At 70.7% G+C, this 21,510-nt stretch carries 24 protein-coding genes and 1 pseudogene; 11 read left to right on the plus strand and 14 right to left on the minus strand.

Annotated features, from left to right (window positions below; all coding sequences use genetic code 11):
* The first annotated feature begins 51 nt into the window (after positions 1-51).
* On the plus strand, positions 52-555 hold the full coding sequence (locus tag RKE50_RS11975; protein WP_350036666.1) for a DUF2244 domain-containing protein: 504 nt from the start codon (positions 52-54) through the stop codon (positions 553-555).
* A gap of 17 nt (positions 556-572) precedes the next feature.
* On the opposite strand, the gene RKE50_RS11980 is transcribed toward RKE50_RS11975, so the two are convergent.
* Positions 573-902 carry a hypothetical protein gene (locus tag RKE50_RS11980; protein ID WP_350036667.1) on the minus strand — a complete coding sequence of 110 codons (330 nt, stop codon included), beginning with the start codon at positions 900-902 and terminating at the stop codon, positions 573-575.
* A gap of 176 nt (positions 903-1,078) precedes the next feature.
* Here RKE50_RS11980 and rimO point away from each other — a divergent pair, with 176 nt between their 5' ends.
* From rimO to RKE50_RS11995, 3 genes are all read left to right on the plus strand, one after another.
* Positions 1,079-2,392 (plus strand): 30S ribosomal protein S12 methylthiotransferase RimO, encoded by a 1,314-nt coding sequence (gene rimO, locus RKE50_RS11985; RefSeq protein ID WP_350036668.1) that lies wholly within the window; start codon positions 1,079-1,081, stop codon positions 2,390-2,392.
* Between the two features lie 27 nt (positions 2,393-2,419).
* On the plus strand, positions 2,420-3,145 hold the full coding sequence (locus tag RKE50_RS11990; protein ID WP_350036669.1) for a 16S rRNA (uracil(1498)-N(3))-methyltransferase: 726 nt from the start codon (positions 2,420-2,422) through the stop codon (positions 3,143-3,145).
* A gap of 128 nt (positions 3,146-3,273) precedes the next feature.
* Positions 3,274-3,726: a CBS domain-containing protein gene (locus tag RKE50_RS11995; RefSeq protein ID WP_350036670.1), complete on the plus strand. Its 453-nt coding sequence runs from the start codon at positions 3,274-3,276 to the stop codon at positions 3,724-3,726.
* A 42-nt stretch (positions 3,727-3,768) separates the two neighbouring features.
* Here the strand turns inward: RKE50_RS11995 and msrA are convergent, their stop codons facing one another.
* Complete coding sequence (msrA, locus tag RKE50_RS12000) at positions 3,769-4,431, minus strand: peptide-methionine (S)-S-oxide reductase MsrA (RefSeq protein WP_350036671.1); 663 nt, start codon at positions 4,429-4,431, stop codon at positions 3,769-3,771.
* A 210-nt stretch (positions 4,432-4,641) separates the two neighbouring features.
* Between msrA and RKE50_RS12005 the strand changes: the two genes are divergently transcribed.
* From RKE50_RS12005 to RKE50_RS12030, 6 genes are all read left to right on the plus strand, one after another.
* Positions 4,642-5,328: a hypothetical protein gene (locus RKE50_RS12005; RefSeq protein WP_350036672.1), complete on the plus strand. Its 687-nt coding sequence runs from the start codon at positions 4,642-4,644 to the stop codon at positions 5,326-5,328.
* Positions 5,329-5,340: 12 nt separating this feature from the next.
* Positions 5,341-6,075, plus strand: coding sequence for a J domain-containing protein (locus RKE50_RS12010; protein WP_350036673.1), 735 nt, complete (start codon positions 5,341-5,343; stop codon positions 6,073-6,075).
* Between the two features lie 51 nt (positions 6,076-6,126).
* Positions 6,127-6,366 (plus strand): hypothetical protein, encoded by a 240-nt coding sequence (locus tag RKE50_RS12015; protein WP_350036674.1) that lies wholly within the window; start codon positions 6,127-6,129, stop codon positions 6,364-6,366.
* A 101-nt stretch (positions 6,367-6,467) separates the two neighbouring features.
* On the plus strand, positions 6,468-7,352 hold the full coding sequence (gene htpX, locus RKE50_RS12020) for a protease HtpX (protein WP_350037851.1): 885 nt from the start codon (positions 6,468-6,470) through the stop codon (positions 7,350-7,352).
* Positions 7,349-8,101 carry a DUF1499 domain-containing protein gene (locus RKE50_RS12025; protein ID WP_350036675.1) on the plus strand — a complete coding sequence of 251 codons (753 nt, stop codon included), beginning with the start codon at positions 7,349-7,351 and terminating at the stop codon, positions 8,099-8,101. Before htpX ends, RKE50_RS12025 begins: the two co-directional genes overlap by 4 nt.
* Before the next feature lies 1 nt (position 8,102).
* A complete protein-coding gene (locus tag RKE50_RS12030; RefSeq protein ID WP_502937889.1) occupies positions 8,103-9,164 on the plus strand; it encodes a S1C family serine protease in 1,062 nt (353 codons plus the stop codon).
* Between the two features lie 137 nt (positions 9,165-9,301).
* On the opposite strand, the gene RKE50_RS12035 is transcribed toward RKE50_RS12030, so the two are convergent.
* Positions 9,302-9,742, minus strand: a complete 441-nt coding sequence (locus tag RKE50_RS12035) for a hypothetical protein (RefSeq protein WP_350036676.1) — start codon at positions 9,740-9,742, stop codon at positions 9,302-9,304.
* Positions 9,743-9,928: 186 nt separating this feature from the next.
* Here RKE50_RS12035 and cls point away from each other — a divergent pair, with 186 nt between their 5' ends.
* Entirely contained in the window at positions 9,929-11,365 is a 1,437-nt protein-coding gene (gene cls / locus RKE50_RS12040; RefSeq protein ID WP_350036677.1) for a cardiolipin synthase, read from the plus strand.
* Between the two features lie 47 nt (positions 11,366-11,412).
* Here the strand turns inward: cls and RKE50_RS12045 are convergent, their stop codons facing one another.
* The 11 genes and pseudogenes from RKE50_RS12045 to RKE50_RS12095 all read right to left on the minus strand — a co-directional run bounded on the left by RKE50_RS12045 (position 11,413) and on the right by RKE50_RS12095 (position 21,509).
* Entirely contained in the window at positions 11,413-12,810 is a 1,398-nt protein-coding gene (locus RKE50_RS12045) for an alanine/glycine:cation symporter family protein (RefSeq protein ID WP_350036678.1), read from the minus strand.
* Between the two features lie 2 nt (positions 12,811-12,812).
* Entirely contained in the window at positions 12,813-14,168 is a 1,356-nt protein-coding gene (locus RKE50_RS12050) for a sodium-dependent transporter (RefSeq protein WP_350036679.1), read from the minus strand.
* A 94-nt stretch (positions 14,169-14,262) separates the two neighbouring features.
* A complete protein-coding gene (locus RKE50_RS12055) occupies positions 14,263-16,041 on the minus strand; it encodes an aminopeptidase P family protein (protein WP_350036680.1) in 1,779 nt (592 codons plus the stop codon).
* A 38-nt stretch (positions 16,042-16,079) separates the two neighbouring features.
* A pseudogene (locus tag RKE50_RS12060) lies at positions 16,080-16,250 on the minus strand (rubredoxin); the annotation flags it as partial.
* A 17-nt stretch (positions 16,251-16,267) separates the two neighbouring features.
* Entirely contained in the window at positions 16,268-17,038 is a 771-nt protein-coding gene (gene gspN / locus RKE50_RS12065) for a type II secretion system protein N (protein ID WP_350036682.1), read from the minus strand.
* Between the two features lie 6 nt (positions 17,039-17,044).
* Positions 17,045-17,512: a type II secretion system protein M gene (locus RKE50_RS12070; RefSeq protein WP_350036683.1), complete on the minus strand. Its 468-nt coding sequence runs from the start codon at positions 17,510-17,512 to the stop codon at positions 17,045-17,047.
* The gene (gspL, locus tag RKE50_RS12075; RefSeq protein ID WP_350036684.1) at positions 17,512-18,714 is read right to left on the minus strand and encodes a type II secretion system protein GspL; all 1,203 of its coding nucleotides are present in this window, start codon (positions 18,712-18,714) and stop codon (positions 17,512-17,514) included. The genes RKE50_RS12070 and gspL overlap by 1 nt, the downstream gene beginning before the upstream one ends.
* A 44-nt stretch (positions 18,715-18,758) precedes the next feature.
* On the minus strand, positions 18,759-19,805 hold the full coding sequence (gene gspK / locus RKE50_RS12080; protein WP_350036685.1) for a type II secretion system minor pseudopilin GspK: 1,047 nt from the start codon (positions 19,803-19,805) through the stop codon (positions 18,759-18,761).
* A complete protein-coding gene (gspJ, locus tag RKE50_RS12085) occupies positions 19,786-20,460 on the minus strand; it encodes a type II secretion system minor pseudopilin GspJ (RefSeq protein WP_350036686.1) in 675 nt (224 codons plus the stop codon). The genes gspK and gspJ overlap by 20 nt, the downstream gene beginning before the upstream one ends.
* The gene (gspI, locus tag RKE50_RS12090; protein WP_350036687.1) at positions 20,444-20,851 is read right to left on the minus strand and encodes a type II secretion system minor pseudopilin GspI; all 408 of its coding nucleotides are present in this window, start codon (positions 20,849-20,851) and stop codon (positions 20,444-20,446) included. The genes gspJ and gspI overlap by 17 nt, the downstream gene beginning before the upstream one ends.
* Positions 20,844-21,509, minus strand: a complete 666-nt coding sequence (locus RKE50_RS12095) for a prepilin-type N-terminal cleavage/methylation domain-containing protein (protein WP_350036688.1) — start codon at positions 21,507-21,509, stop codon at positions 20,844-20,846. Before RKE50_RS12095 ends, gspI begins: the two co-directional genes overlap by 8 nt.
* Position 21,510 lies beyond the last annotated feature (1 nt).

Below are 21,510 nucleotides of genomic sequence, written 5' to 3' on the forward strand. Positions count from 1 at the left end.
GGGCGCTTTCGGGAAAGTTGACTAGAATTCTGCCATAGGAAAGGAGAAAGCGTGGTCAGCAGCGAGCGCTCAGTTTCCGGCCTGCGCATCATCGCGCGGCCCAATCACTCGTCGACCTGGCAGGCGAACCAGCTCGTGCTGCTGGCGCTGGCGGTGCCTTCGCTGGGCGTCGGTGTCATCCTCGCCATCTACGGCGCCTGGCTCGTCCTGCCCTTCGCCGGCCTGGAACTCTCCGCCCTCGGCTGGGCGCTCTACCGCGTGAACCGCAAGCTGCAGTTCCGGCAGATCATCACCCTGAGCGAGCAGGACGTGTGCATCGATGAAGGGCGCACGGCACCGGTGCGCTCCTGGCGCCTGGCGCGGCACGGCACGGCGCTCGCCGTCACTCCGGAGAAACACCCCTGGGAGGGGCCCCGGCTGGCCGTCTACAGCCCCGATCACCGGGTGCCCGTGGGCGACTTCCTCAACCGGGACGATGCGCTGTCGCTGCTTGGCCTGCTGCGCGCGGAAATCCGCGTGGGCACCAGCAGCCCGCAGGCCCAGCGTCACCTGTAGGCGCGCGGGGCGCGGCCTCAGCCGCCGATATTGGTGGCGCCGTCGTTGGCCATCTTGCCGCGGCGCTGCCACTCGCGGGTACTGTTGGCGCCGCCTTCCTGCATTGCCGCGCGCTTGGCTTCCCACTGCTCTTCGGTCATGCAGACCTTCTCGGTAAAGCGTGTGCCCGTCGTCTTGACCCGTTCGCAGATCAGCTCGGGCGTTTCGCCACTGGCCGCCACCTGGTCGCCCGCGGCGGCCGCGTCGGCATCCGCGGTCGAATTGCTCGCGCAGCCACTGATGGCCGCGGCGCACGCCGCGGCCAGGAAAAGGAAATGTCGCATGGCACGTGGCCCCATCTTGTTCATGTAGCATCCAAGTCTGACAGATCACCGGGCGCGGGGACACCCAACCGTTCACCGGAGTCTCCCGCCGCCGTATAATCCCCGGCTCACCCCGCGCCGGCGCAACGACCTGCGCCACGCCGCAGAAGCATCCGTTCGGGAGCCCCTCACCATGAGCAAACCGCTATGAGCACCTCGCCATGAGCAACAAGGTCGGCTTCATCAGCCTGGGCTGCCCCAAGGCGCTGGTGGACTCGGAGCGTATCCTCACCCAGCTCAAGCTGGACGGCTACGACATCGTGCCCACCTACGAGGATGCGGACGTGGTCGTGGTCAACACCTGCGGCTTCATCGACAGCGCCAAGCAGGAGTCCCTGGACGCCATCAGCGAGGCGGTGACGGAGAACGGCCGGGTCATCGTCACCGGCTGCATGGGTCGCGGCGAGGACGCCGAGCGGATCCGCCAGGCCAATCCCTCCGTGCTCTCGGTGACCGGCCCGGCGGCCTACGAGGAAGTCGTGGGCGCCGTGCGCGAATTCGTTCCCCCGGCCGCCGAGCGGGACCCCTTCGTCGACCTGGTGCCCGGTACGGGCCTGCGCCTGACGCCGCGGCACTACGCGTACCTGAAGATCTCCGAGGGCTGCAACCACCGCTGCCGCTTCTGCATCATCCCGTCGATGCGCGGCGACCTGGTCAGCCGGCCGATCGGCGACGTCATGGCGGAGGCCGAGGGCCTCGTGCGCAGCGGCGTGCGCGAGCTGCTGGTGATCTCCCAGGACACCAGCGCCTACGGCGTCGACCTGAAATACCGCACGGGGTTCTGGGAAGGCCGGCCGCTGAAGAGCAACCTCCAATCCCTCTGCAGCGCCCTCGGCGACCTCGGGGTCTGGGTACGGCTGCACTACGTCTACCCCTACCCGCACGTGGACGACATCATCCCGCTGATGGCCGAGGGCCGGATCCTTCCCTACCTCGACATCCCCTTCCAGCACGGCAGCCCCACGGTGCTCAAGCGCATGCGCCGCCCGGCGGCCGCAGAGAAAGTCCTCGACCGCATCGCCCGCTGGCGCGGCGCCGTGCCCGAGCTCACGCTGCGCAGCACCTTCATCGTCGGCTTTCCCGGCGAGACCGAGGCGGAGTTCGAGGAGCTTCTCGCCTTCCTGCGCGAGGCGCGCCTTGACCGTGTCGGCTGCTTCCAGTACTCACCGGTCGCCGGGGCCGCCGCCAACGCGCTGCCGGACCCGGTGCCGGAGGCGCTCAAAGAGGAGCGCTGGGCGCGCTTCATGGAAGTGCAGCAGGCGATCAGCGAGGAGAAACAGCGGGCGAAGGTCGGCCAGTGGATCGAAGTTCTCATCGACGAGGTGGACGAGAGCGGTGCGGTCGGCCGCTCCCGGGGCGATGCACCCGAGGTCGACGGTCGCGTGTTCCTCGACGGCATCACGGAGCTCTCCCCCGGCGACCTCGTCGAGGCCCAGGTCACGGCGGCAGACGCCTACGACCTGTGGGCGGGCTGACGCGCCGAAGATCGAGGGCGACGCCCCGTGAACCTGCTGCTGTTCGACGCATCCGAGCGGGAGGGCGATGACCGGGTGCGTATCCGCGGCCGCCGCGCCCGGCACCTGCGCGAGGTCTTCGAGGCCGCCCCGGGGCACACGCTGCCGGTCGGCGAGATCGGCGGGCGGCTGGGCACGGGGACGGTGCTTCACCTCGACGGGGACGATGCCCTCCTCGCGGTTGCGCTCGAACGCGACCCGCCGCCGCGCCTGCCGCTGGTGCTGGTGCTCGCCCTGCCCCGGCCCAAGATGCTCAGGCGGCTGCTGCGCGCCGTCGCCGAAATCGGCGTCAGCGACCTGGTGCTGATCAACAGCGAGCGCGTCGAGAAGAGTTTCTGGCAGTCCGACCTCCTCGCCGACGCCGCGCTGCGCGACTACTGCCTCGCCGGTGCGGCCCAGGCCCGCGACACCCGGCTACCGGCCCTCACCCTGCGCCGCCGCTTCCGGCCCTTTGCCGAGGACGAACTCCCGGCACTGTGCAGCGGGCGCCGGGCCCTGGTCGCCGATCCCGGCGCCGTGCTGCCCTGCCCCGCCTCGCCCGCGGGCCCTCTCCTGCTCGCCATCGGTCCGGAGGCCGGTTTCAACGGCTTCGAGGTCGGGCTGTTCGAGGCGGCGGGCTGTACGCCCGTCTCCCTGGGGCCGCGCACCCTGCGCGTGGAGACCGCGCTGGTCGCTGCCCTCGGCCGACTGGGCGCGCCCGCGGGCCTCGCCTGAGCATGCAACCGTTGACCGGTATCAAGGACAGGGGGGCTCGCGCGCAGTAACTTCAGCGGCAGGAACCGGCCGGAACGCCCGGTAACAGGTCATCAAAAGATAACGATCAGACAAGACATGGAATCGAGATGCTGAGTGTTGCAGAGATCATGACCCGCGAGCCCTACACCCTGGGGCCCGATGACACGCTGGCGGACGCGCGTCGCCTGATGAACGCGCACCACATCCGCCATATCCCCGTTGTTAGCGCCGAGCGCACGATCATCGGCCTGGTCTCCCACCGCGACGTGCTGGCGGCCAGCGACTCGACCCTGGAGAGCCACCACGAGGACCATGCCGCGGTGCCGCTGTCGGCGGTCATGAGTTCGCCGGTACAGACCGTGGACGAGCACGCCAGCCTGCGCGGCGCGGCGCTGCACCTGCAGAAGCACCGCATGGGCTGCCTGCCGGTGACCCGCGACGGCGCTCTCGTCGGCATTATCACCGACTCGGACTTCGTCGCCATTGCCATCCACCTGATGGAGCAGTTGGAACTGGTGGAGCCCGAGGAAGGGCTCGAGGACGTCGAGGACGAATTCTAGGGGCCGCCCGGCACCGGGAAGCCTGCCGGCGCCGGGCGCGGCTCAGCCGGCGATATCCAGCCCCGCCGGGCAGCTCACGCCGGTGCCGCCGAGCCCGCAGTAGCCGCCGGGATTCTTTGCCAGGTACTGCTGGTGGTAGTCTTCCGCGTAGTAGAAGGGTCCCGCCGCGGCGATCTCCGTGGTGATCTCGCCATGGCCGGCGGCGCTGAGCGCCGCCTGGTACTGCTCCCGGGAGGCCTCCGCCGCCTGTTGCTGGGCCGCGTTCGCCGTGTAGATCGCCGAGCGGTACTGGGTGCCGATATCGTTGCCCTGGCGCATGCCCTGGGTCGGGTCGTGCCCCTCCCAGAACAGCTTCAGCACCGCGTCGAAGGACAGCACCGCCGGGTCGAAGACGACCAGCACCGCTTCCGTGTGGCCCGTCTTGCCGGAGCACACCTCGCGATAGCCCGGGTTCGGCGTGTGACCCCCGGCATAGCCGACGGCCGTGGTATAGACACCCGGCTGCTCCCAGAAACGGCGCTCGGCGCCCCAGAAACACCCCATGCCCACGACCACCTGCTCAAGCGGCGCCGGGAAAGGTCCCTCGAGCGGTGTCGCCAGGACCGCGTGGCGCTCGGGTACCGCCACCGGCTCGTCGCGACCGGGGAGGGCCTCCTCGGCCGAGGGCAGGGCGTGCTTCTTGCGGATGCTGAACAGGCTGGCCATGGGTGACTCCTCGCTGTACTCGTCGCGGCTTCTCGCCGCGTGCTCTCGTCGCGTACTTACCTCGCATGCTTTGGCGGCACGCCGCGGCACGGCGGCTTTAGCGGCAGCCGGGCGGGCGTTTCGTCGTCCCCAAGTGTAGCGCGCTTGCGTGCGCCTTGGAGCCACCGGGCCCCGGCGCTAAGATCACCCCATGAAACCGAGGCCCCGATCATGAGCCGCTCCCCCGCCAAACCCGCTGCCCGCGGCGAGGTCGCGCGTTTCCTCGACAAGCGGCGCAACCTCCAGGCCTTCGCCGAGCGCAGCCCGCGGCTGCTGTTCGCGGTCGATGCCACGGCCAGCCGCCAGCCCACCTGGGACCTCGCCTGCCAGCTGCAGGGCGAGATGTTCCTCGCCACGGAGCGCCTGGCAAGCCTGTCGGTGCAGCTGTGCTACTACCGCGGCCTGGGGGAGTTCGAGGCCACGGCCTGGACCGGCAGCGCCAGTGGCCTGGCGCGCTCCATGAGCCGCGTACAGTGCGCCGCGGGGCGGACGCAGCTCACCCGCGTGCTGCGCCACGCGCTCGTCGAGCACGCCCGCCGGCCGGTGCGCGCGGCGATCTTCATCGGCGACGCCATGGAGGAAGACGCCGGCCGCCTCGCGCAGCTAGCAGGGGAATGCGGCCTGAAGCGCCTGCCGCTGTTCCTGTTCCAGGAGGGCGGGCAGCCCGCCGTGACGGCCTGCTTCGAGCAGCTCGCCCGGCTGAGCGGCGGTGCCCGTCTCGACTTCGACAGCGCCAGCGCCGACCGCCTGGCCAGCCTCCTCGGCGCCGTGGCCCGCTACGCCGCCGGCGGCCGCGAGGCGCTGGAGAAGAGCCCCTCGGACGGTGCTAGACTCCTGCTCGAAAAGCTCGACCGCTGAGGTTCCCGCCCCGTGCCCCGAATCGTATTGCTCCTGGCCGTGCTCGCCACGGCCTACCTGCTCTATCGCCGGGTGCAGGCACTGCCGCCGCACAAGCGGCGCGGCGAAATGCTGCGCATCGCGGTGGGCGTGGCGGTGGTGGCCGTGGTGCTGCTGACCCTGGCCGGGAAGATGCACTGGATCGGCGCCGCCCTGACCGGTCTGCTCGTGGCCGCCCGGCAGACCCTGCCGGTGCTACTGCGCCTGTTCCCGTTCCTCGCCCAGTGGCGGCGGCAGTCCGCGGGAGCGCAACCGGCCGGCGGAGGGCAGTCCACGGTGAAGACGCGGACCCTCGCCATGCACCTCGACCACGACAGCGGCGCGCTCTCCGGCGAGGTGCTCGCCGGCCCCTGGCAGGACTGGCGCCTCGACGAGATGGACCGCGCGCAGCTCGGCGAGCTGCGCCGCTGGTGTGCGGCAGAGGACCCGGAGGCGGTGCAGCTGCTCGACAGCTACCTCGAGCAGCGCTTCCCCGGCGAGGCACCCGGCGACGGCGGCGACGGCGATCGTTCGAAGGCTGAGGCACGGGACAGCGGCGGCATGACGCGCAGCGAGGCGCTGGCGGTCCTCGGCCTCGGCGAGTCTGCGAGTCGGGACGACATCATCGCGGCCCACCGGCGCCTGATGCAGAAACTTCACCCGGACCGCGGCGGCAACGACTACCTGGCGGCCAAGATCAACGAGGCAAAGGACCTGCTGCTGCGTTAGCATAGTGGTCCAGCCAGCCGATTCAGCCAACAGAGAAGACAGGCGGGAGCCATGGAGCAGGAGGTCTACGTCATTCGCAACCAGCAGGGTGCCTACTGGAGCAAGGGCAAGGAGTGGGTTGACGGTCGCGACCCGCGACAGGTCGCCCGCTACCGGCATCGCGACGAGGCCGTGAACACCCTGGTCGAGCTGAGCGCGAAGAACGTGGACCTGCGCGGCCGCATCGAGGCCGCCCCGCTCGGCGAGCGCGGCGAGCCGACCCTGGAGCCCGCCCCGGCGAGTGCCGCCTGAACCCCTTGAACCCCGGCCGGCAGCCCCAATCTAAGGCTGTCCAACAGGTAAAGCTGTCCAACAGGCGTTAGCAGCCCTTCGCGAGGAAACCCGTCATGCCCATGCGCATCCTGCTGTTCCTGGCCACCAACCTCGCCGTGCTGGTGCTGGTCGGTACGATCTTCAACCTGCTCGGCTTCCGGGGCATCCTCGCCGAGGGCGGCGTCGACCTCAACCTGCAGGCCCTGCTCGTGTTCTGCGGGCTCTTCGGCATGGGCGGCGCATTCATCTCGCTGCTGCTGTCGAAATGGATGGCGAAGCGCGCTACCGGCGCCTACGTGATCGAGCAGCCCCGCAACGGCTCCGAGCAGTGGCTCGTGGCCACCGTGGGCGAACTGGCAAAGGACGCGGGCATCGCCATGCCCGAGGTCGCCATCTTCCCCTCTGAGCAGCCGAACGCTTTCGCCACCGGCTGGAACCGCAACGCCGCCCTGGTCGCGGTGAGCGCCGGCATGCTGCGCCACTTCCCCGAGGACGAGGTGCGTGCGGTCATGGCCCACGAGATCGGCCACGTCGCCAATGGCGACATGGTGACGCTGACCCTGATCCAGGGCGTGGTGAACACCTTCGTCATGTTCTTCGCCCGCATCATCGGCCACACGGTGGACCGGGTGGTGTTCAAGACCGAGCGCGGCTACGGTATCGGCTACTTCATCGTGACCATCGTCGCCGAGATCGTCCTCGGCCTGCTGGCGAGCATGATCGTCGCCCGCTTCTCGCGCTGGCGCGAGTACCGCGCCGACGCCGCCGGCGCCCGCCTTGCGGGCACGTCCGCCATGGTCGGGGCCCTGGAACGGCTGCGTGCCGGTCAACCGAAGCAGGATGACCTGCCGGGAGAACTCACCGCCTTCGGCATCAGCGAGGGCTTCAAGGAGGGTATTATGCGACTGCTGGCCAGCCATCCGCCGCTCGAGGACCGCATCCGGGCACTGCGGGGTGGCGCATGAGTACCCCGGAGCCCACTCCGCAGCCCACGGCGAAAGCCGGGGCCCTACCCGCACTGCTGCGCTGGCCCGGCTACCTGGCCTGGGCCTTCCTCACCCTGACCGTCCTGGCCGTGTTCACCGTGCGTGCGGGCCAGTGGCAGCAGGGCCTGATGCTCTACGCCGTCGCCTGCCTCGCCAGCCTGCTGGTGCTCGCCTGGTATGCCGTCGCCGTGCTGCTGCCGCGCAACGGCAGCCGCCGCGGCGCCATCGCCGTGCGCGCCCTGCCCGCGCTGCCCGGCGCGCTGCTGCTGGTGAGCGCCATGGCCGCCCGCGACGTGCCGCCGATCCACGACATCACCACCGACCTCGAGGACCCGCCCCGTTTCGAGGCGGTCGCCGCGGCGCGCGGCCCGGGGGCGAACAGCCTCGAGCTCGATCCGGCGGTACAGGCGCAGCAGGCGAAGGCCTACCCGGACCTCGACACGCTCTACAGCAGCGCCCCCTACGGTGAGACCTTCGCCCGCGCCGAGGCTATCGCCCGGGAGCTCGGCTGGGAGGTGCTGCGCAGCGACCGCAACGCCGGCTTCATCGAGGCGGTGGACACCACGGCGGTCATGGCCTTCAAGGACGACGTCGTGATCCGCGTGCGCAGCGACGAGGACGGCAGCCGGGTCGACCTGCGCTCGGCGTCCCGCGTCGGCGTGAGCGACCTGGGCGCTAACGCGGCGCGTATCCGCGCCTTTGCCGAGCGTTTCCGGGACGGTGCCTGAGGTGCCGGCCGCGGGCCGCGCTCTAGCGCTGCTCCTCGCCCTGTTGCTGGCGCCGGGCTGCGGCGCCGGCGACGAGGTCGACTACCTGAGCTTCGCCACCGAGGACGAAGCCAACACGATGGAGATCTTCAACGCCGCCAGCCCGGCGGTGGTCTACGTCACCAGCACGACGCTCCGGCGCAACCTCCTCACCCTCAACGTCGAGGAGATCCCCCGCGGTTCCGGGACCGGCTTCGTGTGGAACGAGAGCGGGCTGGTCGTCACGAACTTCCACGTCATCGCCGGGGCCCAGCGTCTCACCGTGACGCTCCAGGACCGCAGTGAACACGACGCCGAGGTCGTCGGCATCGCGCCGGAGAAGGATCTGGCCGTGCTCCGGCTCCTGGAGCCGCCGGAAGGCCTGGTCACCCTGCCCCTCGGCGACTCCTCGGAGCTGTCCGTCGGGCGCAAGGTGCTCGCCATCGGCAACCCCTTCGGCCTCGACACGACGCTGACCACGGGCGTGGTCAGCGCCCTCGGCCGGGAGATCCGTGCCCCCAGCAACCGTCGCATCCGCGGGGTGATCCAGACCGACGCGGCCATCAACCCGGGCAACTCCGGCGGCCCGCTGCTCAACTCCCTGGGCCAGCTCGTTGGCGTGAACACGGCCATCTACAGCCCCTCCGGCGCCAGCGCCGGCATCGGCTTCGCCATACCGGTAAACACGGTGAAGGACGTGGTGCCGCAGCTGATCAGCTACGGGCGCATGCTGCGGCCGATCATGGGCGTGGAACTCGCCAGCGACCGCTGGATCCGCCGCTACGGTATCGAGGGCGTGCCGATCGTGCGCGTCTACCCGGACCTGCCCGGCGACACGGCGGGCCTGCGCGGCGCGTTCCGCAGTGCTCGCGGCGACATCGTCCTCGGCGACATCATCGTCGCCCTCGACGGCGAGCCGGTGCGCAGCAACGACGACTACCTGTCCATTCTCGAGAAGCGCAAGGTCGGCGACCGCATCACCGTGACCGTGCGCCGCGGTGAGGACGAGGAGACGCTGGACGTCACGCTGTCGGAGTCCCAATGAGCGGCAAGACCTGGATGTGGATCGCGGTCGCGGTCTTTCTCACTGCCATCGGCGTGGTTCAGTTCGTTCCGGGCTGAGACCCGGCGGGACGGGAACGCTGCCCACCGGGAACCGGCGGGCAGCACGGGAAGGAGCGGTCAGTCGTCGTCCTTGAACATGATCTCGCGGGCGAGGACGTCGCTCATGAGCGTGCGCAGTTCCTCGCGATCGCGGGCCGCCTCTTCGACGTCGTCTTCGTCTTCGCCCATCTCGTCCATGAGGTCCTCGTAGTACTCCCAGGGCGTATCGAGCATCGCCGCGGCGGACGCCCACTCGACCATGAGCCAGAGATCCGGCTCGCCATCCCGAGGATTGACGTTGGTCAGCATCATGTAGCTGAGCACCTTGCCGTCCTTCTTGAGGGCCTCCATCTGCGAGCGCCACAGCCCCTTGATGTCCCCGATGTAGTCATCAAAGCGCGTCGGCTTCGTGTCCACACTCTGGATTGCCCAGAAGCTGCCGGCCTTGAAGTTGTCCTGCGCCGAAACCGCCAGGGGCAGGCAGAGCGCCAGGACGGCGGCCATGATGAATCTCAACATGTTGTTCTCCTTGGTTTTTGCCTAAGTGAGGAACGTCCGCGGCGGCCGCTACCGCCTGGGAAAGTATCGCCTCCCTGGCAACCGCGCACCCTTTCAACCTAGTCCACGCAGGGCACAGCGCAAGTCATTTTCACCGGCGCCGGCGCGCGGGCGGGCGTCACAATCGCGGTGTACACTAGCCCGGCCATGCCCGCCCTGCCCTACAGTGAGCTCATCGCCGTCGCCGTGGTGCTCTTCTACCTGCTGGCCATCGGCTCGGCGATCGAGGCCGTGATGACCGTGCGCACGGCCCAGGGCGCTATCGCCTGGGTCATCTCGCTGCTGACCCTGCCCTACCTGTCCGTGCCGCTCTACCTCGTCTTCGGGCGCAACCGCTTCAACGGGTACTTCGAGCAGCGCGCGGAGATCGAGGCGCAGACGGAGTCCCTCTCCGAGGACACCCTTGCCGCCGTGCGCCAGCACATCCTGCCGCCGAGCGACGACCTGCCGCTGTACAACAGCCTGCGCCGGCTGGCGCGGCTGCCGGCGACCGGCGGCAACCGGGTCGAGCTGCTGATCAACGGTCACGCGACCTTCCGCAGCATCATGGAGGGCATGGAGAGAGCGGAGCGCTACATCCTGTTCCAGTTCTACATCATCCGCGACGACAGCCTCGGCGCGCGCATCGGCGATATCCTGGCACGCAAGGCCACCGCGGGGGTCCGCGTCTACCTGCTCTACGACGAGATCGGCTCGCCCCACTTCAAACGCACGCCGCTGTTCCGCCGCCTGCAGCGCGCCGGGGTACGGCTGGCGGCCTTCAACACCACCCAGGGCCGGCGCAACCGCTTCCAGCTGAACTTCCGCAACCACCGCAAGATCGTCGTCGTCGACGGCGCCTGCGCCTGGATCGGCGGCCACAACGTGGGCGACGAATATCTCGGCCTCAGTCGCCGCGGCCCCTGGCGCGACACGCACCTGCGCCTCGAGGGGCCCTGCGTCATGGGCGCGGAGCTCGCTTTCGCCACGGACTGGCGCTGGGCGACGCAGCGCGGTATCGACCTGGAATGGCGCTTCCGCGGCGATGTGCCCGGCAACAGCGCCGTGCTCATCTTCCCCTCGGACCCGGCGAGCGACTTCGAGGAGGCGGGCCTCATGTACCACGAGGTCATCGCCTCCGCCAGCCACCGTATCTGGATCGCCAGCCCCTACTTCGTGCCCGACCGCAGTATCATCTCGGCGCTACAACTGGCGGCGCTGCGCGGCGTCGACGTGCGCGTGCTGATCCCGGACCGGCCGGACAAGGTGGTGGTGGGCATGGCGAACTGGGCCTTTACCCGGGAGCTCCTGCCCGCGGGCATCCGCATCTACCGCTACCGGGACGGCTTCCTGCACCAGAAGGTGTTTCTCATGGACGACCGCCTCGCCGGTGTCGGCACCGCCAACTTCGACAACCGCAGCTTCCGCCTGAACTTCGAGATCACCGCGCTCGTCCACGACCCCGGCTTCTGTGCCGAGGTCGAGGCCATGCTGGTGAGCGACTTCGCCGACTCGCGGCTGGTGGAGGAAGCGGAGCTTGCTGGGAAGCCGTTCTGGTTCCCCTTTGCCATGGGGGTGGCCCGACTGCTCGCGCCGGTTCTCTAGCAGGGCGGAGGCTCCCGGGCCGGAGCCGGAGGGAAGTTAAGGGAGGCTCAGTCGCGCCAGGCGGCCGGGTCGATGTCGACATCCTGCCAGGCCGCCGGGTCGAGGCGCGGCTCCCCGCCGGCCGCGAGCTGCGCGTCGTAGTCGCGCAGGAGGCGCATGGCCAGCGGGTACATCCACAGCAGGCCGACGAGGTTAACCAGGCCCAGAAGGCCCATGGTGAGATCGGCGAAGCCGAAAACCGTGCCCAGGTCCTGGGCCGCACCCCAGAATACAAGCCCGAGCACCGCCACCCGGAACACGGTGAACAGGCGCTGGTCCTCCTCGCGGAAGAAGTTCAGGCTGTTCTCGCCAAGGTAGTAGTTGTACATGATCGAGCTGAAGGCGAAGAGCACCAGGCACACGGAAAGGAACTGCGCGCCCCAGGGGCCGATGTGGCTGGCCAGCGCGCCCTGGGTCAGGGCCACGCCCTCGACGCTCACGTCGCCGGGCACGTACAGGTCCGAGAGCAGGATGATCAGCGCCGTGCAGCTGCACATGATCAGCGTGTCGATGAACACGCTCAGGGCCTGCACCACGCCCTGGTTCGCCGGGTGCGGCACGTGGGCCACCGCCGCCACGTTCGGCGCGCTGCCGAGGCCGGCCTCGTTGCTGAACAGGCCGCGCTTCACGCCCTGCATCACCGCCACGCCGAGACCGCCGCCGACGGCGGGCTCCAGGCCGAAGGCGCTCTTGACGATGAGGGCGAAGACGGCGGGTACCTCGTCGATATGCAGCCAGATGACCACCAGCGCCGAGAGCAGGTAGCTCAACGCCATCACCGGCACCACCACCTCGGCGACGCGGGCGATGCGCTTGATGCCGCCGAAGATGGTGATGCCGACAAGCAGCACCAGGGCAGCGCCGGATGCCCAGGGCGGCACGCCGAAGGAGGCTTCCAGCGAAGTTGCCACCACGTAGGACTGCACGGCGTTGAAGCCGAGGCCGAAGGTGATGAGCAGCAGCACCGAGTAGACCACGGCGAGGCCGCGCTGGCCTACCCCGTGCACGAGGTAATAGGCGGGCCCGCCGCGATAGGTACCGCCCGGCTCGTTGCGCTTGAAGAGCTGGGCCAGGGAGCACTCGAAGAAGCTGGTGGCCATGCCCATGAGGCCGATGAGCCACATCCAGAACACGGCGCCCGGGCCGCCCAGGGTGATCGCGACCGCGACCCCGGCGATGTTGCCGCCGCCGACGCGGCCGGCCACGCTCACCACCAGGGCCTGGAAGGAGCTGACGTGCCCGGCCTCGTGGTGCAGCGCACTGGCGAGCACCCCCCACATGCGCCCGAAGTAGCGGAACTGCACCCCGCGCGAGGCGATAGTGAACAGCAGGCCCACGCCCACCAGTACCACCAGCAGGAGCTGACCCCAGAGAAAATCATTCGCCGCGGCAAGAACGGGCGGCACGGTTACTCGGTCACACCCATGATGAAGATCACCGCCAGCGCCGGCGGCACCAGGTAGCGCACCGCCAGGTACCAAAGGCGGTGCCCCGCCGGCGACAGGGTAGTGAGCTCGTCACGGCTCTCCTCCTTCAGCATGAACCAGCCCGCGAACAGGGCGATGAACAGGCCGCCCAGGGGCAGCAGGATCTGGTTTGAGAAGAAGTCCATGGTGTCGTTGAAGTTGCGGCTGCCGATGCGCAGCTCGCCGAGGACGTTGTAGGAGAGGATGCTCAGGATGCTGAGCACCGCGACGCTACCCACGACGACGACGGCGCTCTTGTGCCGGGCGATGCCGTACTGCTCCTCGATCCACGCGTTCACCGACTCGATGAGGCCGACCATGGAGGTGATCGCCGCCACCGAGAGCATCAGGAAGAAGAGCACGCTGAACAGGTAGCCGCCGGGCATCTGCGCGAAGGCCACGGGGAGCGTCTGGAAGATGAGGCCCGCGCCGGCGCCGGGGTCTAGGCCGAAGCGGAACACCGCCGGGAAGATCACCAGGCCGGCAAGCAGCGCCACCATGGTGTCGGCGATGACCACGATAAAGACCGAGCTGGTAATGCTGATACTGCGCGGCAGGTAGGAACCGTAGGTCATCATGCCGCCCATGGCGACGCCGATGGAGAAGAAGGCCTGGCCGATGGCGGCGAGAAGCGTACCGAAGCCGACCTTGCTCCAGTCCGGCGTGAACAGCCAGGCCAGGGCCTCGGTAAAGCCGTCGGAGAAGGCATTGAAGATCGCCAGGAAAACCAGCAGCGCAAACATCAGCGGCATCATGATGGTGACGGCGCGCTCGATGCCATCCTTCACTCCCGCGTAGATGATCAGGCCGGTGATCGCCAGCCCCGCCAGGGTCCAGAGCAGCATCCCGTCGTTGCTCGCCAGCACGGCGCTGAACTGAGCCTCGGCATTGGTCGTGTCGATACCGGCGAAACCGGTGGTAATCGCCTTGAACAGGTACCAGAGGACCCAGCCGGCCACCACCGAGTACACGACCTCGATGCTGAAGGCCGCGAGCAGCCCCATGCCGCCGACCAGCCCCCAGGCACGGGAGCGGCCGCTGCGCTCGGCCACGCGCGCCATGGCGATGGGCGGCGCGGCGTCGCCGCGCCGGCCGATCAGCAGCTCCGCCATGAGCACGGGCACGCCGATGACGAAGGCGCACACCAGGTAGATGATGACAAAGGCCGAGCCGCCGTTCTCGCCGGCGACGTAGGGAAAGCGCCAGATGTTGCCGAGCCCGACGGCAAACCCGACCGACGCCATAAGAAAACCGAACCGGGACGACCAGTGCGCGTGGGCACCGCCAGCTGCTGCCATCGGGGGACTCCGGGATTATTCTGCTCTTGCGCGAGTCTACACAAAAGGCCCCGGCGGTGCAGCGCCCGAGCGCGCAGCATCGCCGGCGCGGGGGTCAGCTGCCGAGCGGGCGCGTGGCCTCCGCAAGCCAGGCGGCGGTGGCGGCGTCCAGGTCCGGGGTCAGCGTCTCGCGTACCCGCGCGTGATAGCTGTCCAGCCAGGCCCGCTCGTCCGCCGAGAGGAGCTCGGGGACGACCAGCCGCAGGTCAAAGGGCGCGAGCGTGAGCGCCTCGAAGCCGAGCATCGGCTTCTCGAAGGCCGGGTTGTCGACGGCCCGCACGACCACGAGATTTTCACAGCGCATGCCGAAGGCGTCGTCGCGGTAGTAGCCGGGCTCGTTGCTCACGATCATGCCGGGCGCCAACGCGGTGTCGTTCCAGGCCTTGGCGATGCGCTGCGGGCCCTCGTGCACGCTCAGGAACGCGCCGACCCCGTGGCCGGTGCCGTGGTCGTAGTCGCAGCCCGCCTGCCAGAGGAACTGGCGGGCCAGCGCGTCGAGATGCGTACCCGTGGTGCCCGGCGGAAACACCGCGGTATCCAGGGCGATGTGCCCCTTGAGCACCCGGGTGAAGAGCCGGCGCACGGTGTCGCCGGGGTCACCGATGGCGACGGTGCGGGTAATATCCGTGGTGCCGTCGAGGTACTGCCCGCCGCTGTCGACCAGGTACACACTGTCTGCCTCGAGGACCGCCGGCGTGTTATCGCGGTGGTTGTAGTGGCACATGGCCGCATTGGCGCCGGCGGCAGAGATCGTGTCGAAGGAGGGCTGACGGAACAGTGGCTGCTCACAGCGGAAGGCGAGCAGTTGCTCCGCGAGCCGCGCCTCGTCGTGCAGGCGCCCGGCCGCCACCTCGCCGTCGAGCCAGGCCAGGAAGCGCACGACCGCCAGGCCGTCGCGGCGGTGGGCCTCACGCGCACCGGCGATCTCCGTGTCGTTCTTGCAGGCCTTGGGCAGCAGCGCCGGGTCATTGCCGGCCTTCAGGGTCGCCCCGGCCTCGCGCAGCGCGCGCTGCGTCCAGGCATTGGCGGTGACCGGGTCGGCAAGCACCGTCCTGCCGGCGCAGGCGCCGATGACCTGCACGGCATCGGCCTCGGCGTAGACGGCGACGCCCTCGCCCACGTGATCGTGGAAGCCCGGCGGCAGCCGGCCAGGGTGGCAGACGAGGTCGAGTTCACCGGAGCCGTGGAGGATGCCCCAGGCCTGCAGCACCGGCGTGCGCGGCACGTCCTCGCCGCGCACGTTGAGCAGCCAGCTCACGGAATCCGGCGCGAACACCAGCGCGGCGTCCGCCCCGGCATCCTTCAGCGTCGCGCCGATGCGCCGCCGGCGCGCCAGGCTGTCCTCGCCGCTGTAGCGGGTGTCCAGGAGCAGCGCCGGTTCGACCACCGGCGCCGGCCGGTCGGCCCAGGCGGCATCGACGAGGTTGTCCGCATCGGCGACCAGGCTGATGCCCGCGTCGGCGAGCTGTTGCTCGGCCGCCTCGAACCAGGCCAGGCTGTGCAGCCGCGGGTCGCAGGCGACGCGGGCACCCTTCGGCAGCTGGGCCGCGAGCCAGGCGATCGGTGGCTCGTCGATGAGGTGGTGCAACGAGAAAGCGGCGCTGTCGACCTGGCGGCGGACCTGCACCGTGTAGCGGCCGTCGACGAAAACCGCCGCGCGGTCGGCGAGGACCAGGGCGACGCCGGCCGAGCCGGTGAAACCGGTGAGCCAGCGCAGACGCTCGTTGTGCACCGGCAGGTATTCGCCGAGGTGTTCGTCGGCGCGCGGGACGACCAGCGCAGCGTAGCCGCGTTCCTCGAGCAGCGGGCGCAGGGCGTGCAGGGCATCGGTCATGGGGGTCTCCGGCAGTCTGGGGTGATGGGCCCGCCTCAGTCGAGGGGGTCGAAGTCTTCCTTGCCGACGCCGCAGTCCGGGCAGAGCCAGTCCTCCGGCAGGTCTTCCCAGCGCGTCCCCGGGGGAATGCCCTCGTCCGGCAGCCCCTCGGCCTCGTCGTAGATGAAGCCACAGACAATGCACTCGTACTTGCGATAGTCGTCCGCCATGGTTTCCTCCTGCGGGTTCAGCGTTGCAGTTCGCCGTCGAGGACCAGGCGGAAACCGCGGTCCGTCGGCGTTGCGAGCAGCGAAAGGGCCTCCGCCAGGGGCCGGGGCAGGGACCGTTCGCTGGTCAGGGTGAGATCGATGCGGTAGCGGCGCTCCGCGAGGGCCAGGGTGCCCGCGGCCTCGAGCGGGCCCGCCAGGGTCAGCACCTCGCCCTGCACTCCGCCCTTGCCCCCTGCCGGCGCACGACCGGCCGCGGGGGCGAAGTCTACCGCGTAGCTGCCGAGGGCAAAACTGCTGCCGGGGGCGTCCCAGGCCGCCCGCTCCCAGGTCAGTCGCCCTTCGAGGGCCTGCACCAGGCCGTCGGCGACGGCCAGCTGCGCCAGGTCGCCGGCGATGCGGCCGCGCAGCGAGACCGGGACGATCTCCTTGAGCAGCGCGGCGTCCACCGCGAGGCGCGCATCGCGCACGCGCAGGCTCTCGCCGCCGCGCCAGGTCACGGTACCGGCGAGGCGCTGGTCCGCCCAGGCGGCCTCGACCGTGGCGGTCGGCCGCGCAATAAGCAGGGACAGGGGCGAGAGTTCCCAGCGCAGGCCGCCGAGATGGAAGTAGCCCCCCGGCGTGGCGACCAGCGCCCGGGCCGCCTGCCCGCGCCAGAGCGTGCCGGCGTAGCCGTCGGCGGCGATGACGGACGCCGGCAGCACCCACCCGGCGAGGCGCGCCGGCAGCAGCACCACCGCGGCCAGCAGGCAGCCCAGGACCAGCAGGGCGGGGACGAGGGCCTTGCGCACGCGGCGTCAGCCGCCCTGGCCGAGGCGCACGGTGGCGTTGACCCGGCCCGGCGTACCGGCCCGGCTGATGGCGACCTCGCCCACGATGATGCCCTCCTCGGTCTCGAGGCGGTGGAGCCAGGAGAGCAGGTCGTCGAAGGCCGCGGCCTCGAAGCGCACCTGCACCTCGCCGCGGCTGTTCGGCTGCAGGCGGCTGACGGCGAGGCCCGCTGCACCGGTACTGCGGTTGATCAGCGCTACCAGGTTGCCGCGCTGGCCCGCGCCGCCGCTGGCGCGCAGCGCGAGGATCTCCGAGACCATGGCGTCGACCCGCTGCAGAACCACCGCGGTGGCGTCATTGCGCTGCGCCATCTCGTTGCGCGCGTCGCGCAGCGGCGCCCACAGCAGCATCCAGCCCGCCCAGGCGATCACCGCCAGAGCCATGAGCAGCAGGCTCAGCTGCTCGCGCGGCGTGAACCGCTCCAGCCAGCGCATCAGCCGCGCCCTCCGACCCGGAGCCGCGCGCGCACGCCGTCACCGTCGTTGGTGCTGCTCTCCATCACCGCCTCGACCCCGGCGCCGGCCAGGCCGGCGCGCACCCGCTCGACCGCGCCGAAGTCCGGCGCCCGGATGTTGAGGCGCATCTCGCTGCCGCGCTGGCTGTAGTTGAGGCTCTCGATCGAGGTACCCCGCTGCCCGTCGATGACCGCGCCCACGCGCGCGAGCAGGCTGGTGAAACCGCTGCCCTGGCCCGACCCCGTGAGCGAGGCCAGCTGGCGGCGCAGCTGCGTCTCCGCGTCGACCACGGCACCGCGCGGGTAGGCCTCCCGGTAGCGTTCCTGGATGGCCTCGCGCAGGGACAGGTTCACGGCGCGCAGCTGCCGGTACTCGGCGGCGGTCGCCGCGAGCTGCAGCGCGAAGGCGACGCCGAGCACCACGGCCACGCGCTGCCACTGCGACCACCAGCGGCGCAGCGGCAGCCGCGGGGCGTACTGGCCCTGGCGGAGGTTCGGCCGGTCGCCGCCGGCATCGAGCCACAGTGCCTGGGAAAAGCCGCCGCGCCGCCACTGGCAGCGCCCGGCGATTGCCTCCGGGAGCAGCGCCGTATCCGCGGCCTGGTCCTCGCCGTAGACGACGACCGTGTCGGGCGCGTCGTCGCCGGCGAGGAGCGCGGCGAGCAGCGCCGGCAGCAGCTCACGCTCCACCGCCGTGCCGGCGCCCGCACCGTGGCGCAGGAGCGCGCGCTCGCCCTCGAGGAGCAGGCACCACTCGCCCGCCCGCCAGGGCAGAAGCAGCGGTTCCGGTGTCCAGCAGGTGACGGCGGGCAGCACCGCGAGTGCCTCGGCCCAGGCTGCCATGCGCTCGTGGCGGCAGAGCATGGCGGTGTAGTCGAGGTCGCCGCGATGATGCGGGACCACGTGCAGGGCCTCGATGTCCTCGGCGACGGCCTCTTCCAGCATGAAGGGCAGCGACGCGCGCAGGTGTTTTTTCTCTTCGGGTGTGACCGTGAGCTCGACCAGGCGCACATCCTCGCCGGGCGCGGCAAAAACCACCGCCTCCCGGCGCTCGGCCAACAGCCCCGCGAGCCGCTCCGCGACGCCGGGCTCTGAGACGGGCACGGGCGCATCGCTGCTGCCGGCGCGGTACCAGCAGAGGTCGCCGCCGGCGAGGCGGAGCACGTTCAGGTTCTCGCTCACGGGCTTCTCTCGAAGGGTGGGGGCATAGGTGGGAACATGGCTGGTCACAGGCTCCCGCTGGCGCGCAGTACGCTGCGCACCTCGCGGAATTCACGGTGCAGCACACTGTACAAGCGCTGCTCCCGGTCGGCAATCTCGACGCGGGCGGCGAGGAGAAACCAGCTCGAGGATTCGCCGAGGAGCGTCGCCACCACCTCGAGCGGTGCACCGCCAAAGACCGGGTCCTCGAGAAACGCGCGCTTGTCCGCAAAGCCGACCGTTCGCCGCTGTTCCAGCATCAGCTCCACGTCGCTCAACGGCAGCGGCTCGAGGCTGCCGTCGCGGTTCACGGCGCGCAGCAGCGCCAGCGGCATGGTGTGGATGTTGAGGCCGCCGGGGGTCTCCGGCCACACGGTGACCAGGGGCTCGAGCCGGGCGTAGAGCGCCGGGGTTACGCCGGCGACGGCGCGCAGCTCGCTCACGCTCGCCATCGGCCGGTTGGCCGCCCGGTAGGCCGGCGTGCGGACAACGTAGCTGTCGTCCTCGGCACCGTTCGGTCGCGGCACCTGGTCCGCGTCGAGCCAGTCGCCGATGGCCTCGGTCACGGCGATGGCGGTGGCCTGGTCCAGCGCCAGGTCCTCGAAGCTCACGAGCAGGCGGATGAAGAACGCCTGCGCCGGCGTCCACGACGGCAGGCCGCCGGCCTCCTCGGCCTCGCTGCGCGCGGCGAGCAGGTTGAGGTTGAAGCGGCCCTGCAGGTCCTGCAGGTTGCCGCTGAGCCAGCCGCCCTCGTCGAGGGCGTAGGGCGCACTCTCCTGCGCCCACAGCTCGTCGAGATCGTCCCGCGGCGCATCGCGCTGCTGGTCCAGCTCGTAGTCGCGCGCCAGGGCGAGCGCGGCCAGCGCCTCGGCACCGCGCAGATAGGCCCAGGCCTGCTCCGCGAGCAGCTGGTTGCCGGCGCGGCGGTAGAAAAGGCTGAACTCGCGCTGCAGCGCCACCAGCAGTACCGCGGCCAGGGCGAAGACCAGCAGCGCCACCACCAGGGCGACGCCGCTCTGCCGGCCGCCGCGCCGCGGTCGCCGCCGCAGGGGGCTAGGGCCGCGGCAGCGCATAGAGCCTCCGCAGTTCCCCGAGGGACGCCAGCTCGAGGCGCAGCTCGAGGGCCGCCGGCGGGGGCGGCAACGGCGTATCGACGCCCACCTCGCGGATCCAGCTGCGCTCCCAGTCGCGGCTGTCGATGTCGCTGCCGCGGCCGGCGGTGAGCGTTTCCAGCCGGGGCAGGAAGCGCAGTTCCAGCCGCTCCACCCCGTCGAGGAGGCGCACGCGCTGCGGCTCCACGGAACTGGCCCGGTCGAGCACCGGCCAGGACAGGCGCCAGAGCGCGTCGTCCTCGAGGTAGTAGCTGACCCGCTCGAGGTGGCTGCGCGGTTGCTCCGCGCTCGGGTGCCAGCCGGTGCGCGTGAGCGAGAGGGGAAAGGGCGCGAGCGGGCCGCCGGACAGCGCCGGCTCCACGTCGCCGAACTCGTCGCGCACCGGCCGCGGCGCGAACTGGCGCAGGTCCCGGGAGAGAATCATGAGGGCCCGGTTGAGGTCCTCCGTGCGCCGCGCCACCGCGCGGGTCGCGTCCACGCCGTCGATCACCGCGGACAGGCCGGCGTAGGCCGCGGCGGCAACGAAGGCGGTGACCGCGAGCGCGATCAGCACCTCGACCAGCGTGAAGCCGCGGCGGGCGCGGCCGCCGGGCCGCGAGTCAGGGCGCCGCTGCATCGGCGCCTCCCGGGTCATCGAGGTAGCCCACCAGCGTGACAAGGCTGTCATCGCCTTCACCCGCCGCGAGGCCGACGCGTACCGTCACGCGGTTGAAGCCCGGCACCTCCGTGCCTTCGCTGTCGAGCCACCAGTACCAGTCGCGGCCGGCCAGGCGCGCCTCGCCGCTCTCGCTGCCGCGCAGGAGCTGGCCGCGGGCGTCGGCGAGGAGGCGGACCTCCGTGAGCTTGTTGCTCGCCACCAGCCGCGCCAGGGACTTGTCGCGGAGGTAGGCGGTGCCGTCGACCTGCTGGTCGAGGGCAAAGAGGAGCGCGGGCAGCGCCAGCGCCACGATGGCGAGGGCGACCAGCACCTCCACGAGCGTGAAACCGCGGCCGCGGTGCTCAGGCATCGCCGGCCTCCAGCGGGTCGTCGGTGACCTCGATGCGGCCGAGCAGGTCCCAGCGCAGCTGCCAGAGAAACTCGCCGGTCGCCGCGCGACGGAACGACAGGCTGCCCGGCGTCGCCTCGCCGCTGGCATAGAAGATCACCTGGGGCACTCTCTCTGCCGCGTTTCCCGCCGCGCCGCGGTCGAGCACCACGGGCACGCCCTCGAGGGACAGCTCGACGGCCAGGGCCGCGGGAAAGACCAGCGGCTCGAACAGCTCGCCGCCGCTCTGCGGCCGCGCCCAGGGCCGGTCCTCACCGCGTCCCGCCGCCAGTGGCCGGCCGCTGCCCGCGCTGAGCTGATTGCCGTTTTCCCCGCTGCCCGCCACGGCGACGGGCCCGGCGCCGCGCTCTCCGGGGAGCCGGCGTTCGCGGAAGCGCAGCACCGTGACCCGCTCGCCGTCGCGCTGCTCTTCGGCCAGGAGCAGGCCGTGGTCGCGGCCGCTGAAGGCGGCCTCGTCGCGCGCGTAAGCGGCGACGTCGGCGAGGAAGCGCACCTCCTCGGCGAGGCGCCGCTCCTCGGCGCCGCTGCCCGTGTTGAGGCTGGCCAGCGACACGATCACCACCACGACCAGCAGCACCACGAGCATCTCCAGCAGGCTGAAGCCGCGCTGGTGCCGCATG

It is taken from the genome of Pseudohaliea sp. (assembly GCF_040217025.1).
Lineage (GTDB): Bacteria > Pseudomonadota > Gammaproteobacteria > Pseudomonadales > Halieaceae > Pseudohaliea.

Excerpts from the sequence above, each read along its gene's own strand:
- gspI (WP_350036687.1), bottom strand. The coding sequence starts at position 20,851 with ATGCCTGAGCACCGCGGCCGCGGTTTCACGCTCGTGGAGGTGCTGGTC.
- RKE50_RS11980 (WP_350036667.1), bottom strand. The coding sequence starts at position 902 with ATGAACAAGATGGGGCCACGTGCCATGCGACATTTCCTTTTCCTGGCC.
- RKE50_RS12015 (WP_350036674.1), top strand. The coding sequence starts at position 6,127 with ATGGAGCAGGAGGTCTACGTCATTCGCAACCAGCAGGGTGCCTACTGG.
- RKE50_RS12095 (WP_350036688.1), bottom strand. The coding sequence starts at position 21,509 with ATGCGGCACCAGCGCGGCTTCAGCCTGCTGGAGATGCTCGTGGTGCTG.
- RKE50_RS12025 (WP_350036675.1), top strand. The coding sequence starts at position 7,349 with ATGAGTACCCCGGAGCCCACTCCGCAGCCCACGGCGAAAGCCGGGGCC.
- RKE50_RS12055 (WP_350036680.1), bottom strand. The coding sequence starts at position 16,041 with ATGACCGATGCCCTGCACGCCCTGCGCCCGCTGCTCGAGGAACGCGGC.
- RKE50_RS12005 (WP_350036672.1), top strand. The coding sequence starts at position 4,642 with ATGAGCCGCTCCCCCGCCAAACCCGCTGCCCGCGGCGAGGTCGCGCGT.
- htpX (WP_350037851.1), top strand. The coding sequence starts at position 6,468 with ATGCGCATCCTGCTGTTCCTGGCCACCAACCTCGCCGTGCTGGTGCTG.
- RKE50_RS12070 (WP_350036683.1), bottom strand. The coding sequence starts at position 17,512 with ATGCGCTGGCTGGAGCGGTTCACGCCGCGCGAGCAGCTGAGCCTGCTG.
- RKE50_RS11995 (WP_350036670.1), top strand. The coding sequence starts at position 3,274 with ATGCTGAGTGTTGCAGAGATCATGACCCGCGAGCCCTACACCCTGGGG.
- cls (WP_350036677.1), top strand. The coding sequence starts at position 9,929 with ATGCCCGCCCTGCCCTACAGTGAGCTCATCGCCGTCGCCGTGGTGCTC.
- gspJ (WP_350036686.1), bottom strand. The coding sequence starts at position 20,460 with ATGCAGCGGCGCCCTGACTCGCGGCCCGGCGGCCGCGCCCGCCGCGGC.
- gspK (WP_350036685.1), bottom strand. The coding sequence starts at position 19,805 with ATGCGCTGCCGCGGCCCTAGCCCCCTGCGGCGGCGACCGCGGCGCGGC.
- RKE50_RS12035 (WP_350036676.1), bottom strand. The coding sequence starts at position 9,742 with ATGTTGAGATTCATCATGGCCGCCGTCCTGGCGCTCTGCCTGCCCCTG.
- RKE50_RS12050 (WP_350036679.1), bottom strand. The coding sequence starts at position 14,168 with ATGGCAGCAGCTGGCGGTGCCCACGCGCACTGGTCGTCCCGGTTCGGT.
- msrA (WP_350036671.1), bottom strand. The coding sequence starts at position 4,431 with ATGGCCAGCCTGTTCAGCATCCGCAAGAAGCACGCCCTGCCCTCGGCC.
- rimO (WP_350036668.1), top strand. The coding sequence starts at position 1,079 with ATGAGCAACAAGGTCGGCTTCATCAGCCTGGGCTGCCCCAAGGCGCTG.